Source organism: Serratia sp. J2, from assembly GCF_046269175.1.
GTDB lineage: Bacteria > Pseudomonadota > Gammaproteobacteria > Enterobacterales > Enterobacteriaceae > Chania > Chania fonticola_C.
Genome location: NZ_JBKABN010000005.1, coordinates 215,764 through 230,156 on the forward strand (window position 1 = coordinate 215,764; position 14,393 = coordinate 230,156).

Annotated in this window: 15 protein-coding genes and 3 tRNA genes; 6 read left to right on the forward strand and 12 right to left on the reverse strand. The window is 54.5% G+C overall.

Features of this window, described 5'->3' with window-relative positions; translation table 11 throughout:
* Window positions 1-33 precede the first annotated feature (33 nt).
* From deoC to ACKWMY_RS07835, 10 genes are all read right to left on the reverse strand, one after another.
* Window positions 34-813 carry a deoxyribose-phosphate aldolase gene (deoC, locus tag ACKWMY_RS07790; protein WP_024527236.1) on the reverse strand — a complete coding sequence of 260 codons (780 nt, stop codon included), beginning with the start codon at window positions 811-813 and terminating at the stop codon, window positions 34-36.
* A gap of 353 nt (window positions 814-1,166) precedes the next feature.
* Window positions 1,167-2,432 carry a NupC/NupG family nucleoside CNT transporter gene (locus ACKWMY_RS07795; protein WP_024485506.1) on the reverse strand — a complete coding sequence of 422 codons (1,266 nt, stop codon included), beginning with the start codon at window positions 2,430-2,432 and terminating at the stop codon, window positions 1,167-1,169.
* Between the two features lie 189 nt (window positions 2,433-2,621).
* On the reverse strand, window positions 2,622-3,416 hold the full coding sequence (locus ACKWMY_RS07800; protein WP_409486130.1) for a TatD family hydrolase: 795 nt from the start codon (window positions 3,414-3,416) through the stop codon (window positions 2,622-2,624).
* Window positions 3,413-4,510, reverse strand: coding sequence for a patatin family protein (locus ACKWMY_RS07805; RefSeq protein ID WP_074028448.1), 1,098 nt, complete (start codon window positions 4,508-4,510; stop codon window positions 3,413-3,415). The genes ACKWMY_RS07800 and ACKWMY_RS07805 overlap by 4 nt, the downstream gene beginning before the upstream one ends.
* 10 nt (window positions 4,511-4,520) lie before the next feature.
* Window positions 4,521-4,706 carry a CsbD family protein gene (locus tag ACKWMY_RS07810; RefSeq protein WP_024485503.1) on the reverse strand — a complete coding sequence of 62 codons (186 nt, stop codon included), beginning with the start codon at window positions 4,704-4,706 and terminating at the stop codon, window positions 4,521-4,523.
* A 57-nt stretch (window positions 4,707-4,763) separates the two neighbouring features.
* A complete protein-coding gene (locus ACKWMY_RS07815; RefSeq protein WP_004933089.1) occupies window positions 4,764-4,925 on the reverse strand; it encodes a DUF1328 domain-containing protein in 162 nt (53 codons plus the stop codon).
* Window positions 4,926-5,065: 140 nt separating this feature from the next.
* Window positions 5,066-5,680, reverse strand: a complete 615-nt coding sequence (gene osmY, locus ACKWMY_RS07820; protein WP_024527239.1) for a molecular chaperone OsmY — start codon at window positions 5,678-5,680, stop codon at window positions 5,066-5,068.
* Between the two features lie 535 nt (window positions 5,681-6,215).
* Window positions 6,216-7,805: a peptide chain release factor 3 gene (prfC, locus tag ACKWMY_RS07825; protein WP_021179214.1), complete on the reverse strand. Its 1,590-nt coding sequence runs from the start codon at window positions 7,803-7,805 to the stop codon at window positions 6,216-6,218.
* A gap of 194 nt (window positions 7,806-7,999) precedes the next feature.
* On the reverse strand, window positions 8,000-8,443 hold the full coding sequence (rimI, locus tag ACKWMY_RS07830; protein ID WP_074028446.1) for a ribosomal protein S18-alanine N-acetyltransferase: 444 nt from the start codon (window positions 8,441-8,443) through the stop codon (window positions 8,000-8,002).
* Window positions 8,388-8,825 (reverse strand): DNA polymerase III subunit psi, encoded by a 438-nt coding sequence (locus ACKWMY_RS07835; protein ID WP_024527241.1) that lies wholly within the window; start codon window positions 8,823-8,825, stop codon window positions 8,388-8,390. Before ACKWMY_RS07835 ends, rimI begins: the two co-directional genes overlap by 56 nt.
* Window positions 8,826-8,969: 144 nt before the next feature.
* On the opposite strand from ACKWMY_RS07835, the gene rsmC reads away from it, so the two are divergent.
* A complete protein-coding gene (gene rsmC, locus ACKWMY_RS07840) occupies window positions 8,970-10,013 on the forward strand; it encodes a 16S rRNA (guanine(1207)-N(2))-methyltransferase RsmC (RefSeq protein WP_409486131.1) in 1,044 nt (347 codons plus the stop codon).
* A 243-nt stretch (window positions 10,014-10,256) separates the two neighbouring features.
* Here the strand turns inward: rsmC and ACKWMY_RS07845 are convergent, their stop codons facing one another.
* The gene (locus tag ACKWMY_RS07845) at window positions 10,257-11,249 is read right to left on the reverse strand and encodes an aldo/keto reductase (protein WP_161739139.1); all 993 of its coding nucleotides are present in this window, start codon (window positions 11,247-11,249) and stop codon (window positions 10,257-10,259) included.
* Window positions 11,250-11,366: 117 nt separating this feature from the next.
* Here ACKWMY_RS07845 and ACKWMY_RS07850 point away from each other — a divergent pair, with 117 nt between their 5' ends.
* From ACKWMY_RS07850 to ACKWMY_RS07865, 4 genes are all read left to right on the forward strand, one after another.
* Window positions 11,367-12,269, forward strand: a complete 903-nt coding sequence (locus ACKWMY_RS07850) for a LysR family transcriptional regulator (protein WP_409486132.1) — start codon at window positions 11,367-11,369, stop codon at window positions 12,267-12,269.
* A gap of 114 nt (window positions 12,270-12,383) precedes the next feature.
* Window positions 12,384-12,470 (forward strand) — tRNA-Leu (locus ACKWMY_RS07855).
* A gap of 35 nt (window positions 12,471-12,505) precedes the next feature.
* Window positions 12,506-12,592, forward strand: a tRNA-Leu gene (locus ACKWMY_RS07860).
* 43 nt (window positions 12,593-12,635) lie between these two features.
* Window positions 12,636-12,722: transfer RNA gene (locus tag ACKWMY_RS07865), tRNA-Leu, on the forward strand.
* An 80-nt stretch (window positions 12,723-12,802) separates the two neighbouring features.
* Here the strand turns inward: ACKWMY_RS07865 and ACKWMY_RS07870 are convergent.
* On the reverse strand, window positions 12,803-13,087 hold the full coding sequence (locus tag ACKWMY_RS07870) for a DUF1435 domain-containing protein (protein ID WP_199061249.1): 285 nt from the start codon (window positions 13,085-13,087) through the stop codon (window positions 12,803-12,805).
* A gap of 238 nt (window positions 13,088-13,325) precedes the next feature.
* Here ACKWMY_RS07870 and ACKWMY_RS07875 point away from each other — a divergent pair, with 238 nt between their 5' ends.
* Entirely contained in the window at window positions 13,326-14,393 is a 1,068-nt protein-coding gene (locus ACKWMY_RS07875; protein ID WP_261160983.1) for a GGDEF domain-containing protein, read from the forward strand.

Here is a 14,393-nt window from a genome sequence, read left to right on the forward strand (position 1 = left end):
GGCAGCCCCAACGCAACAAGACGTGAGAGAAAATCAGTAACCGTTGCCAGCGGCTTGGGTGCTATGCCCCAGCGTGGTCAGCAGGCTGGCTAACAGGCTCGACGCACCAAAGCGGAAGTGGCGCGCATCGGCCCAGTCTTCTCCCAGCAGACGCCCGGCAAGTTGCAGATACTGTTGAGCATCTTCTGCGGTACGCACGCCACCGGCTGGCTTGAAGCCAACGGTTTTGCCTACGCCCATATCACGGATCACGGTCATCATCAGCTCAGCGCTTTCCAGCGTGGCGTTGACCGGCACTTTACCGGTAGAGGTCTTGATAAAATCAGCCCCGGCTTTGATGGAGATCTCGGAGGCTTTGCGGATCAGTTCCGCCTGCTTCAGCTCACCGGTTTCGATGATCACTTTCAGCAGCACGTTGGCAGCAGCGCAGGCTTGCTTGCACTGTTTGACCAGCTCAAACCCGACTTCCTCGTTACCGGCCATCAGGGCACGATAAGGGAATACCACGTCAACCTCATCGGCACCGTAGGCGATAGCCGCACGGGTTTCCGCCAGGGCGATGTCGATATCATCATTGCCATGCGGGAAGTTGGTGACGGTGGCGATACGGATATCTGGAGTACCCTGCTCACGCAGCGTTTTGCGGGCTATCGGGATAAAACGCGGATAGATACAGATGGCGGCAGTATGGCCTGCCGGGCTGTTCGCCTGACGACACAACGCGATCACTTTCTCGTCGGTGTCATCTTCGTTCAGCGTGGTTAAATCCATCAGGTTCAGCGCGCGTTGCGCTGCTGCGGTTAATTCGGTCATAAAACTCTCCAACTGAGCATTCTGATGTTGGCGAGCGGACTTGGTTCCTTGAAGATAGCGCGCGGGATAGTCTTCCCACGCCAGCAACTGAGATCCTTCTCACCGCACATAGCCCTTCGATTTTCGCATAGCCAGCAATCGCCATTTGAACACGATCACTCTGGCATATTTGTGTTCTGATTCACACTACACAGGATAGCACTGTAACAGGACTGAATTATATGTGAAGATCATCACAAAATAACGCGATATTGTTCACAAATTCACTAAAGAGACGGCGGTCATTAGGCGAATGCCCTTTTTGCAGGCAACCAGGCCCCTTCAGGAGCCTGATTGTTGATACCAAGTATAGCTTACAACGCCAGGAAGAATCCGGCGATGGTGGCACTCATCAGGTTGGATAAGGTACCGGCTGCCACCGCTTTCAACCCGAAGCGGGCAATGTCGTGACGACGACCGGGTGCCATGCTGCCTAAACCACCCAGCAGGATCGCTACGGAAGACAGGTTGGCAAACCCGCACAGCGCAAAGGAGATGATCGCCTTGGTGTGCTGTGACAGTACCTGTAGCCCCTCAGCGGCCACCACGTCATCCGGGCGCAGGTAAGCACCAAAGTTCATGTAGGCCACGAATTCGTTAACGATCACCTTCTGGCCGATAAACGACCCCGCGACCATCGCTTCACTCCAAGGCACACCAATCAGGAAGGCGATCGGCGAGAACACCCAGCCCAGGATCAGTTCCAGTGACAGCTGTGGGAAATCGAACCAGCCACCAATACCGCCAAGAATACCGTTAAGCAGCGCGATCAGAGCGATAAATGCCAACAACATCGCCCCCACGTTCAGCGCCAACTGCATACCAGATGCCGCACCCGAGGCAGCGGCATCGATGACGTTTGCCGGGCGCTCATCTTCGGCGATCAGCTTCATCGCATCGGCTCGGTCTTGGGTATTTTCGGTTTCCGGCACCATCAGTTTGGCAAACAGCAACCCACCCGGTGCGGCCATAAAGGAAGCGGCAATCAGGTATTCCAACGGTACGCCCATCTGGGCATAGCCCGCCAGCACGGAACCGGCTACCGAAGCCAGGCCGCCGCACATTACGGCAAACAACTCCGACTGGGTCATGGTGGCGATATAAGGGCGCACCACCAGCGGCGCTTCGGTCTGCCCCACAAAAATATTGGCCGTGGCTGACAGCGATTCGGTCCGCGAGGTACCCAACAGCTTATGCAAACCACCGCCTAAGAGCTTGATCACCACCTGCATGATGCCCAGGTAATAGAGCACCGCAATCAGCGAGGAGAAGAACACAATCACCGGTAACACACGCAGGGCGAACACGAAGCCGCCACCGCCGAACACTTCAAACATTTTGTCGGAAACCAGGCCACCAAAGATGAAAGAGATGCCCTCGTTACCGTAAGCGATGACGTTTGCCACCCCTTCCGACATGCCACCAAGAATACGGCGTCCGATCGGGACATAGAGCACCAGCGCGCCAATGCCAATCTGGATGATAAACGCGCCGAGTACGGTACGCAGTTTAATAGCGCGCCGGTTGCTGGAAAGCAGCACCGCAATGGCGATCAAGACCACCATACCGACCAGGCTCATGAAGAGTTGCATACGAGTATGTCCCTGTTGCGAAGAAGAAATACCCCCGGCCCGCTGGATGAAACGGGTTGCCCAAGGGCGATAATGGGACGCAATTATACTGAGCGCGGCGGGATGAGACTCGTTTTATGTCACAAATATATACAAGTGGAAGCAACTGAAAATCACACAACGTGATTCAAGTCACATTTAAAGTGAGGGGTGCGGCCCTAATGCAAACAGGGATTGGCTATTTTGTTGTAGCTGTTCGGCAATCTCGTCGGCAGATTCAGGCCGTAGTTGGCAAAGCACCTGAAACACCTCCGCAGCCCGTTCAGGCCGGTTCGGCTGCCCTTGATAACCCGCCAACGGCATGTCCGGTGCATCGGTTTCCAGCAACAGCGAGGTCAACGGCAACTGCGCCATCACCTGACGGGTTTTCTGCGCCCGCTCGTAGCTGATCGTGCCGCCAACGCCAATGTAATATCCCAGGCGAATAAAGGCCTGCGCCTGAGCCAGACTGCCAGCAAAACCATGCACTACGCCACGGCGCGGTACCTCGGTACGACGCAATGCGGCAGCCAACTGATCGTGGCTACGGCGAGAGTGCAGGATCACCGGCAAATCATACTGCTTTGCCAGCTTTAGCTGTGCTTTGAGCAGCCCCTGTTGGCGTTCAAACTGCGGTTCGGCCATATACAGATCCAACCCAATCTCCCCTACAGCCACCAGCTTACGCGGCTTGCTTGCCAGGAAACTTGCCAACTGTTGAAGCTGCTCATCATGGTGCTGGGCGATATACAGCGGGTGTAACCCCAGCGCGGCAAACAGCGGAGTATGTTCACGCGCCAGTTTGAGAATACGCACAAAGCGATCGGCCGTGACCGCTGGCACAATAATTTGCTGCACCCCGGCTTGCGCGGCCAATGCCAGGCTCGTCTGCTCATCCTCGCAAAAAGGTGGGAAATCAAAGTGGCAATGGGTATCAGTAAAGGCGTAACTCACAGCACATCTCCGTCACCCGGCAGGATGATTTTTGGTGTCGCTTCAGGCTGCACGGCATGGCCCTGCGGGTTGAGCACATCGGTAATAATCGGCGAAGGCATCCGCACGGTTTCCGGCTGGATCAGTCGACGCGAGAGCGACTTTTTCACCTTCATACCATCCATCTTTTCCTGCTCCAGCAGCCAGTGGCCTACCGTCGCCAGGAAATAACGCCCACAACGGCGGCCCAGATGATAGTCGCGATTCAGCGCAGGCAAACGGCTGCCGAGCGCATTGCTCGCCAGCGGCTTAGGCGGGTATATTTCGAAGATACGCAGTTTGCCGGGCGGCTTTTCAATAAATTGCTGGATACGCAAATAGCTCTGCTCATGATGCTGCAACACCCGCACCATTTGCTGCAGGCTGCTTTCACCCAGCCATTGCTCCATGCGTTTCATCCACTTCGGCGTATAAACCATCTGTGAAGGTACGGTGCGGATCACCACGATGGTATCCGCCCCACGGCGATAGGCCTCTTCCACCGGGATGGCATCGCTGATGCCACCATCCTGATAGCTGACGCCGTCCAGCTCTACGCCCATGCGGTAAAAACCAGGGATAGCGCTCGAAGCCTTGATAGCCGGTAACCAGTTATCCCGCACCGCAGGCAAGTAAACCGGCGCAAAGTCATCGCTGCGGCAGGCACACATCAAAAATTCACGGCCATTGACCAGCTGTTGTTCCGCCACGTCAAACGCCAGCGGCAGCTGTTGCGAAGTGATATCCAGCAACCAGTCGAGATCGATAAGATGCCCACCACGCACAAAGCGTAGCGGGTTAAAGAAATTGGCGGAAGTGGTGTAACGGGTGATCACCCGCCGTGCGTAGCCCATCTGGCCACAAATAAATGCCGAGAGGTTCTGCGCACCGGCAGAGGTGCCGATCATCAGATCAAATGGGTTAAAGCGTGCGCGTTGGAATTCATCCAGTACGCCAGCGGTAAAGATACCGCGCTGTCCGCCGCCCTCACACACCAGCGCCATTTTACCGGGCCGGTATGGTTTATACGCCAGGGGTTCTATATTACCGAGCGTGATGGGTATTCTGTATCCCAACCCCGTATCCTCAATGTGGCCGTTTTCCCGAGGATACCTCTTCTTGCTCTCTTCCGTAATCTTCTTGTAATACGCCAGAGAGGCAGTCATTGCTCCCTGCCAGCCACAGGCCGTCATTGCCGGAAAACTCCGCCCATGCCTGCCAAACCTGGCCTTTCAGCTGTTTCCAACGGCCAACAATGATGTCGCTATTCATGACCTGCCTCCTGGCGCCGAGAAAAAGAATCAAGCTTTGTTACAGTTTAGAGAGACGCTAAGGGCGCCGACGGCCGGTAAACAGGCTGACCAGGAACAAAATGATCCCTACCACGAACACCACTTTGGCGGCCCAGGCAGCAGTACCTGCCAACGAACCAAAACCCAGTGCTGCGGCGATCAATGCAATCACTAAAAATATAATGCCCCATCGAAACATAAGCCTCTCCTTACCATGGTGATAAAAATTTCGCGTTTGGCTCGCCCCTGTAGGGTGCGGCTTAAAACTGCGGATTATTCTATTTCTGGTAGTACATCCCAGGCGTTAGCCTGGGAGTTATCGCTTACTGTTACTGACGATTAAGGTTTTACCGCCAGATCGTTCTTGACGCTTTTCACGCCATCAATGGCTTTGGCAATACTTTCTGCACGGTCAGACTGTGCCTGGGTTTTCACCTCACCGGAAAGCTGCACCACACCATCGGTGGTTTCTACTTTCACGTTGCGTGAAGGCACGATGTCATCGGCCAGCAGTTTAGCTTTCAGCTCGCTGGTAGTTGCGGTGTCACCGGCATAGGATTTCACCGACTGGGTCGCTTGATCTTTCACGTGCAGCTTATCGCTGACGGATTTGACCCCTTCCACCCGGCCTGCAACGCTAACCGCTTGCTCAGCCTGAGCCTGAGTGGCGACAAAGCCGCTCAACGTCACCACACCTTTTTCGGTTTTCACCGAGATGTCGGTGCTTTTAATGGCTTTCTCGTCAACCAACGCACTTTTAACTTTAGCCGTTATGCCGCTGTCATCCATATAGTTGTCGACTTTTTTCATGGAGCTATCGATTTTGGCACCAGTACTATCAACTACGCCTGATGCTTTGTTCATCATGGTCTCTTCAGCCAAGGCCGAACCACTAACCAGTACCGAACCCAAAACGACTGCCATCAGCGAATGTGCAAACTTGGTATTTTTCATCGATCTCTTCCTTCTTGTTGTAGAACCCCAAACTGCTGTGGGCTCTGGTGCCGCCAGAGTGCGGCTAACTCAAATGAATACTTCACGATCTCTATACAATCAAACGTTCACGACCGGACTATTGCTCTACGGTAAACATACCTGCAATGCCCGTGCCAAGTTAAAAACTCCGTTAAAAATCAACAACAACAAAACAAATGAGCAACAATTAAGCGTAAAACTGTCGTCTATTGGAGACATATAGCGGTTGATTTGGGATCCACATCACTATCTTATTGATATTGCTAAGATAGGACTGTCTCCTATCGGCAACACTACCGAATAACTCTCTAAAATATGTGGGTACAATAGTATTTTACGCTCAGATGTCGCTATGCACCCTGGTAAATATAGACCATCAGCGAAAATTTGCCGCCAGATCGCGGAAAATCTTGTTCAGTTTAGACAAAATGATTAGTGAGAAGGGTTTAATAATTAGCAGGATGGGGCTGAAGAAGGAAAACACAGGGCGCTTAGAAGCGCCCTGTTGACGAGATTAATGCTCGCGAGTTTTGCGGAACACCACTTCTGGGTAACGTTCCTGAGTCAGATTGAGGTTAACCATGGTTGGTGCGATATACGACAGGTTGTTGCCGCCGTCCAGCGCCAGGTTCAGCTCGTTCTTACGCTTGAACTCTTCGAATTTCTTCACGTCGTCGCACTCGACCCAACGGGCTGTGGAGACGTTAACCGATTCATACAGCGCTTCCACGTTGTATTCGCTTTTCAGACGGGCAACCACCACGTCAAACTGCAGCACACCCACCGCACCCACGATCAGATCGTTGTTGGCGATTGGGCGGAATACCTGCACCGCGCCCTCTTCCGACAGCTGGACCAGCCCCTTCAGCAGTTGTTTCTGCTTGAGCGGATCGCGCAGGCGGATACGGCGGAACAGTTCAGGCGCAAAGTTCGGAATACCGGTGAACTTCATATCCTCACCCTGGGTGAAGGTGTCGCCGATCTGAATGGTGCCGTGGTTATGCAAGCCAATGATGTCGCCTGGGTAGGCTTCTTCAACGTGCGAGCGGTCACCGGCCATAAAGGTCAGCGCATCGGAGATCACCACGTCTTTGCCGGTACGAACCTGGCGCAGTTTCATGCCTTTCTCATAGCGGCCAGACACCACGCGCATAAACGCCACACGGTCGCGGTGTTTAGGATCCATGTTAGCCTGGATCTTGAACACGAAGCCGGTGAATTTCTCTTCAGCGGCGACCACTTCACGGGTATCGGTTTTACGTGGCATTGGCGCAGGCGCCCAGGCCACCAGCCCATCAAGCATATGATCGACACCGAAGTTACCCAAAGCGGTACCGAAGAACACCGGGGTCAATTCGCCTGCCAGGAAGGCTTCCTGCTCAAACTCATGGGAAGCCCCTTGCACCAGTTCCAGCTCATCACGCAGCTGGGCGGCCAGATCTTCGCCTACGGCAGCATCGAGCTCCGGGTTGTTCAACCCTTTAACGATGCGCACTTCCTGAATGGTGTGGCCTTTACCGGTCTGGTACAGATAGGTTTCATCTTTATAGAGATGGTAAACCCCTTTGAACAACTTGCCGCAGCCGATCGGCCAGGTGATCGGCGAGCAGGCGATTTTCAGTTCGCGCTCAACTTCGTCCATCACTTCCATCGGATCGCGGATGTCACGGTCAAGTTTGTTCATGAAGGTCAGGATCGGCGTATCACGCAGGCGGGTAACTTCCATCAGCTTGCGGGTACGATCTTCAACGCCTTTTGCGGCGTCGATCACCATCAGGCAGCAGTCCACCGCCGTCAGGGTACGGTAGGTATCTTCGGAGAAGTCTTCGTGCCCCGGGGTATCGAGCAGGTTAACCAGACAGTCGCGGTACGGGAACTGCATCACCGAGGTGGTGATCGAGATACCACGTTGTTTTTCCATCTCCATCCAGTCGGATTTGGCGTGCTGGCTGGAGCCACGACCCTTTACCGTACCGGCAGTCTGGATAGCGTGTCCGAATAACAGCACCTTCTCGGTGATGGTGGTTTTACCCGCATCGGGGTGCGAGATAATGGCGAAAGTTCTTCTTTTCGCAACTTCGCGGGCGAATTCACTAGGAGACATGTTTTTCACGTTTCTATGGTTAGTCCGCCCTGCTCATCATCACAACGCGCCGATCGCGGCGCCAGGCAAAGCGGTAATAAAAAGATAGTAGCCGAGTATTTTCGCTGATTTACCAACCGGTGACAATCAATGGTTTCTTCGGCATAAGATAATGGCAGGCCAAACCGGCTGCACAAAGGGAGGACTGTAAGTCGCTATCCCAGCGGCAGTGCCATAACGATCGCGTCTTCGCGGCCACTGGCTGCAGGGTAATAGTTGCGGCGTACCGTTACTTCATTGAAGCCAAGATCTTCGTAGAGCGCTATCGCACCACTGTTGGAAGCTCGTACTTCCAGCCATAGAGTGACCACTCCACGCGCTTCCAATTGCTCGATCACGGCAGTCAGCAGCATGCGGCCAAAGCCCCGGCGCTGCCAGCTTGGATGAATAGCAATATTAAACAGCGTGGCTTCGTCCAGCACGATTTGGGTAATGGCAAAACCCGCCATTTGCCCTTCGGTTGCCAATTTCAGGTTAAGGTAACGTTCGCCCTGATTGCTGGTTAGCGTCGCCTCCGTCCAGGGAAACGCATGGCTGGCTTGTTCAATCTTGAAGGCTGTGGCCAGATCGGCCGCTGTCAGGGTAGAAATGCTGTTCATGATGACAAATCTGCTGCCAGAGTGCGCGTTTCGCACCCGCATCTTGAGAAAGCTCGGCCAGCGCCGGGCTATGTAGTTGCGCGCCGGCCACCGCTAGCGGCTCCGTGACGCCCAACCGCCAACTGTTACACTCGGTATCTTGCGGCAGCATCGCTACCTGATCCGGTGTCAGGCCATAGGTTTGTGACGCTGTCAGCCCCAGGCTGCGCAGCACGTCACAAAACAACGGGTCGTGCTGGTCTGGCAATGCCTGCGCCACCACCAGCAGGCGCACGTTCGGGGGCACGCTTACCGCCACCTCTCCCTGCAACACTCCAGGGCGGCGTAATGTCCACTGCGTAATCCCCAGCTGTTGTAACAACCAGTCGCGTTTTGATGCCATGCCGATCCCCGTGTGTGACGCACCCTACCTGCCCTATTGCCGCGCTATGCTAACAAACCCAGGCAGCCTGCGCCAACAAACCCGTCGAACATCTGGCCACAAAGCTCTATAATCTCCGGCTAAATCTTGAGGAGCCGAAAACTGATGTCTGCATTAACCCCCGCCAGTGAAGTCATGCTGCGCCACAGTGATGAATTTATGGAACGCCGCGTGCTGTTTGCCGGCGATCTGCAGGATACCCTGCCGGCCCAATTCGAGGCCGCGGATGTGCGTGTCCACACCCAGCAATACCATCACTGGCAGTTACTGAACCGGACGATGGGAGAGCATGCACAGTTCGGCCTGACGGTCGATCCTGCCTTCGTCGCCGAGTGTGATACGCTGGTGTATTACTGGCCAAAGAGCAAGCAGGAAGCGCAGTTCCAACTGTGCAATATCCTGGCCCTGCTGCCGGTTGGCGCAGAAATTTTTGTCGTCGGTGAAAACCGCAGTGGCGTACGCAGCGCGGAACAAACGCTGGAAGGCCATGCCACGCTTGCCAAGATCGACAGCGCTCGCCGCTGTGGGTTGTATCATGGCCGCATCGATGTGCAGACCCAGTTTGATCTGGCCGACTGGTGGGAAAGCTATCAGTTGCACGATCTGGAAGTGAAGACGCTACCTGGCGTGTTCAGCCGTGACGGCCTGGACGTCGGCAGTTCACTGCTGCTCTCCACGCTGGAAAAACACATGAAAGGCAAAGTGCTGGACGTGGGTTGTGGCGCTGGCGTAATGGCTTCGGTGCTGTCTAAACTGTCGCCGAAAATGAAGCTGACCCTCAGCGACGTCAACACCGCAGCGGTGGAATCCAGCCGAGCAACTCTGGCTGCCAACGGCATTGAAGGGGAAGTGATCGTCAGTAACGTCTACTCCGACATTACCGGCCGCTTTGACCTGATCATCTCCAACCCACCGTTCCATGACGGCCTGGCCACCAGCCTGACCGCCGCAGAAACGCTGATCCGCGGGGCGTTAAAACACCTGCCAATCGGTGGTCAACTGCGCATCGTCGCCAACGCCTTCCTGCCTTACCCGGACATTCTGGATGCCACCTTCGGCAGCCATGAAGTGTTGGCACAAAATGGCCGCTTCAAGGTGTATAAAGCCACCGTAGCCCGCCAGCCACGCGATGCGAAGAAGAAAAGGTAACAGGCCCCTCACCCTAACCCTCTCCCACAGGGAGAGGGGATCGATCGTGCCACCATTTGACTACAGCACCCTACCTATAAATTCAGCCACGCGACTGAATAACTTGTGTACCTGACCACGGCTCCGTACCCGCCCCCTCTCCCTCGCACAAGTGTTCCTGACGCCTCCGATTTGTTCATCGGGAGAGGGTTGGGGTGAGGGGAGATTGCTCGCCTGACGAACATTTATCCCCAAGGTAGGCCATCAGCCGTTAATCAACTCCATACCCACCGTTGTATAGCGTGCCCCCGCCACGCCTGCCAGAGGGAATACCGCCTCGATCGCCGCCAATTCCTGCTCGCTCAGCGTGATCTCCGCTGCTGCCACGTTTTCTTCCAGATAGCGCCGACGTTTGGTACCAGGAATTGGAACAATATGTTCCCCCTGCGCCATCACCCAGGCCAACGCCAGTTGCGACGGGGTTACGCCTTTCTGCCTGGCCAGTTCACTGACCTTGGTGACTAGTTCCAGATTGCGAGCAAAGTTTTCCCCCTGAAAACGTGGATTATCGCGGCGGAAATCATCTGCCGCCAAGTCCTCGAGACTCTGGATCGCCCCGGTCAGAAAGCCACGTCCAAGCGGGCTATAGGCGACAAAACCAATGCCCAAACGTTGGCAAGCGGCCAGTTGCCCCTGCTCAGCGTCCCTGCTCCACAAGGAATATTCAGTCTGCAACGCGGTGATCGGATGCACCTGGTGGGCGCGTTCCAACGTTGCAACGGAGGTTTCACTCAGGCCAATATGACGGATCTTGCCCTCTTTGATCAGATCAGCCAGGGTGCCAACCACCTCTTCGATCGGTACCGTCGGATCGACCCTGTGCTGGTAGTAAAGATCGATGGTTTCTACCCCTAGCCGCTGCAAGCTGCCTTCGACCGAGCGACGGATATAGTCCGGTTTGCTGCTCACGCCCCGCGCAGTGGGATCGGCCGGATCGCGCACAATACCGAATTTGGTGGCCAGAAATACCTGGTCGCGTTTGCCTTTGATCGCCTTGCCTATCAGTTGTTCATTGGTGTGCGGGCCGTACATATCTGCAGTGTCCAGTAGAGTCACCCCCAGTTCCAGAGCCCGATGCAGCGTGGCGATAGCTTCCTGCTCATCATAACCCGTGGAGTAGAAATCGCTCATCCCCATGCAACCTAAACCCAGGGCAGAAACGAGGGGGCCATTAGTACCTAATTTGCGCTGTTGCATTGTGTGGTCCTTATTGAACATGGATGTCGAAACAAAGTCTGGTTGTTTATGCCACAAAGATAAATAATGCAGATTGCACATCACTGTTCATAAATCACCAACAATGCGGGCGGCAAAATGGATCAGGTTCAGGCTATGCGCATCTTTACCCGGATCGTGGAACTAGGCAGCTTCAGCCGTGCGGCCGAACGATTGCAACTGCCTCGTGCCACGGTAAGCAACGTGCTCAAGCGCCTGGAACAGCGGCTTGGCGTCAGATTATTGGTGCGTACCACGCGTCAGGTACAGATCACCGCCGAGGGGACGCTGTACTACCAACGTTGTCTGCACCTGCTGGACGCCCTGGAAGAAGCAGATACCCTGTTCAGCCACCACAAGCTGCAACCCACCGGTAAGGTGCGGATCGATATGCCCCATTCGCTGGCGCGGGAAATCGTCATCCCAGCGTTGGATGAGTTCTATCAGCGCTATCCAGAAATAGAAATTGCGCTGGGGGCCAACGACACCCATGTCGATCTGCTGCGCGAGGGGGTAGATTGCGTGCTGCGGGCCTGGGAGACCGAAGACGATACGCTGGTAGCCCGACGAATTGCCCAACTACCACAGCTCACCTGCGCCTCTCCCGGCTATTTACAGGCGTTTGGTACCCCGCAGTCGATCGACGAGCTGCAACACCATCAGGCGGTGGGCTATTTCTCCTTGGTGAATAACCGCAACTACCCGCTGGAATTTTGCCGTGATGGCCGCCTTGAGCTGCGCGAATTGCCAAGCAGATTGAGCGTTAGCGGGGCCGATGCCTATACCAGTGCCTGCCGTGCCAATTTGGGGCTGATCCAGGCGGCGCGTTATATCATCTCCCCTTGGTTGCAAAGCGGCGAACTGGTGGAAGTGTTGGCAGATACGCCACCACCGCCGATGCCGATCTACATCATGTATCCGCCTGGTCGTTTCCTCGCGCCGCGTGTCAGGGTATTGATTGATTGGCTGATTACGTTGTTCGAAGGCCATAAAAAGCGCTGATATGCCGTTTTTTACAGCAAACGCCTCCAATCCAGGAAATAACTATTGACGTACCCGCCAAAATCTCTAGAATTCGCCTCCGTGGTAGCGTTACTCCGGTAGCGTATCTGGTACGCGAAGGTGGCGGAATTGGTAGACGCGCTAGCTTCAGGTGTTAGTGTCCTTACGGACGTGAGGGTTCAAGTCCCTCTCTTCGCACCAAATAACCACATGATTTATATTGCACAGCATCGAATGCGAAGGTGGCGGAATTGGTAGACGCGCTAGCTTCAGGTGTTAGTGTTCTTACGGACGTGAGGGTTCAAGTCCCTCTCTTCGCACCAAGCTGGTGATATAAATCGACATCAAAGCAACACATCAAACTGTGCGAAGGTGGCGGAATTGGTAGACGCGCTAGCTTCAGGTGTTAGTGTTCTTACGGACGTGAGGGTTCAAGTCCCTCTCTTCGCACCACTTGATGGGTTCTCTTCCAGCTGTTCCTGCGTTAAAACTCATTGAAAAAAACCAACACGCTCAGGCGTGGTTTTGTCGTTTCAGTTAAAGCTGAAATGCAGGCTGATTGCGGCCAGTCCACCTGCTAGAGCCATGCAGGAAGGGAGCAGCAGGTAATGACGCCAGCGGCTGTTAAACAACATCACCAGCGTAGCCAACATGGCAACCACGATCAGAGTACGCAGTTGCATCATATCCAGGTCGATCAGCGCCAGAAATGGCATCAGGGCGCAAGGCAGCAACACGCCCCATGCGCTGGCAAGCCGATTCCCCAGGCACCAGCTGATGCCCCACAATCCACAAGCGGCAACCATGGCAGCTAACATGATAACCCCACCTTTCAAGTGATAATGATAACCAATATCATATAACACTTTTTTTAGGCCCGCACTCTTTTCAAGATCCGGCTGAACGCGGATGACAGCCTGCGCGAAAAATGTTAGTTTCACATAAGAAAATTCTTAACATTTATAGTCTGTTAATAATAACCAAATGGAATTATTCAACAGGCGTTGTCTAACATTTTTCCTTCGACCGGCCCCATTGGTAAAGAGTGATCCCCGTATGAACTCGCGTTCTTATCAGCAACTGCAAACCAGCAAACAGCGTTTATCCCTGTTTCTTTTCTTGTTGATGAATGCCGCCTCTGCCATTTTTACTTTATTCGTGCCCTTTAAAGAAATGCCGGCATTCACGCTGCCGCTAATCTGCATTCCGGCGATTTGCCTGGCGGCCATGCTATTTACGCTGTATTCGCCCCGCCACTACGTCCAAAGGCTCAACCTGCTCGCCATCATCCTTGGGCTACTGTGGGCGGCGCACATCTATTGCAAGAGCCAGCTTACCGCCAGTGACAACCACGGTTTTTTGCTGATCAGCCTGTTCAGTATTTTCTTTATCAGCGCGATCTCACTGACGGATAACCTGCTCGCCTTCTGCCTGCACGCCATACCTTCGGCACTGATTATCCTGTGGCTGGACGGCATGCATAACACCATGCGTATTCTGTTCACCACTCTGCTGCCGATTGTTGCTTTCTCGGTCCATCATTTGCTGTTGAAGCGCAGTGAAATGTTTACCCAACATCTGGTGGCCAACCTGTATCACGAGCGGGATAAGTTCAGCGATCTGAGCATGCTCGATCCGCTAACCGGCCTGTATAACCGCCGTGGGCTGGAGAGCAAACTCGATCAGTTGCTCTCACCGACCTCAGGCAACCACTTTGTGCTGCTACTCGATATCGACCATTTCAAGGTTTACAACGATCGCTACGGCCACACTCTGGGCGACCAAGCACTAGTCCAAGTGGCAGCGACCATCCGGGATGCGGTACGCTCACGGGATATCGTGGTGCGTTACGGCGGCGAAGAGTTTTTGGTACTGTTGACCAACGTCGGTGAAGACTACGCGGCCTATCTGGCGGAAAAGGTGCGCCAATGCGTGCAGGAATTGACCATTTCCCATCGTTTCCAAACGCAGGAGACAACCAAGGTGACGTTAAGCGCCGGGATTTCTGCGCTGGATAAGCTGGATATCGACTCAGCGATCTGTGCCGCCGACGCCGCGCTGTACCGGGCCAAAAACTGTGGCCGCAACAATATTCAGCTAGCCTCCAGCCAACTCGCCATGTAG

What these genes read in the sequence shown, in the direction of transcription:
- deoC (WP_024527236.1), bottom strand. Translation starts at nt 813, where the DNA reads ATGACCGAATTAACCGCAGCAGCGCAACGCGCGCTGAACCTGATGGAT.
- ACKWMY_RS07795 (WP_024485506.1), bottom strand. Translation starts at nt 2,432, where the DNA reads ATGAGCCTGGTCGGTATGGTGGTCTTGATCGCCATTGCGGTGCTGCTT.
- ACKWMY_RS07810 (WP_024485503.1), bottom strand. Translation starts at nt 4,706, where the DNA reads ATGAATAGCGACATCATTGTTGGCCGTTGGAAACAGCTGAAAGGCCAG.
- ACKWMY_RS07815 (WP_004933089.1), bottom strand. Translation starts at nt 4,925, where the DNA reads ATGTTTCGATGGGGCATTATATTTTTAGTGATTGCATTGATCGCCGCA.
- osmY (WP_024527239.1), bottom strand. Translation starts at nt 5,680, where the DNA reads ATGAAAAATACCAAGTTTGCACATTCGCTGATGGCAGTCGTTTTGGGT.
- prfC (WP_021179214.1), bottom strand. Translation starts at nt 7,805, where the DNA reads ATGTCTCCTAGTGAATTCGCCCGCGAAGTTGCGAAAAGAAGAACTTTC.
- rimI (WP_074028446.1), bottom strand. Translation starts at nt 8,443, where the DNA reads ATGAACAGCATTTCTACCCTGACAGCGGCCGATCTGGCCACAGCCTTC.
- ACKWMY_RS07835 (WP_024527241.1), bottom strand. Translation starts at nt 8,825, where the DNA reads ATGGCATCAAAACGCGACTGGTTGTTACAACAGCTGGGGATTACGCAG.
- rsmC (WP_409486131.1), top strand. Translation starts at nt 8,970, where the DNA reads ATGTCTGCATTAACCCCCGCCAGTGAAGTCATGCTGCGCCACAGTGAT.
- ACKWMY_RS07845 (WP_161739139.1), bottom strand. Translation starts at nt 11,249, where the DNA reads ATGCAACAGCGCAAATTAGGTACTAATGGCCCCCTCGTTTCTGCCCTG.
- ACKWMY_RS07850 (WP_409486132.1), top strand. Translation starts at nt 11,367, where the DNA reads ATGGATCAGGTTCAGGCTATGCGCATCTTTACCCGGATCGTGGAACTA.
- ACKWMY_RS07870 (WP_199061249.1), bottom strand. Translation starts at nt 13,087, where the DNA reads ATGTTAGCTGCCATGGTTGCCGCTTGTGGATTGTGGGGCATCAGCTGG.
- ACKWMY_RS07875 (WP_261160983.1), top strand. Translation starts at nt 13,326, where the DNA reads ATGAACTCGCGTTCTTATCAGCAACTGCAAACCAGCAAACAGCGTTTA.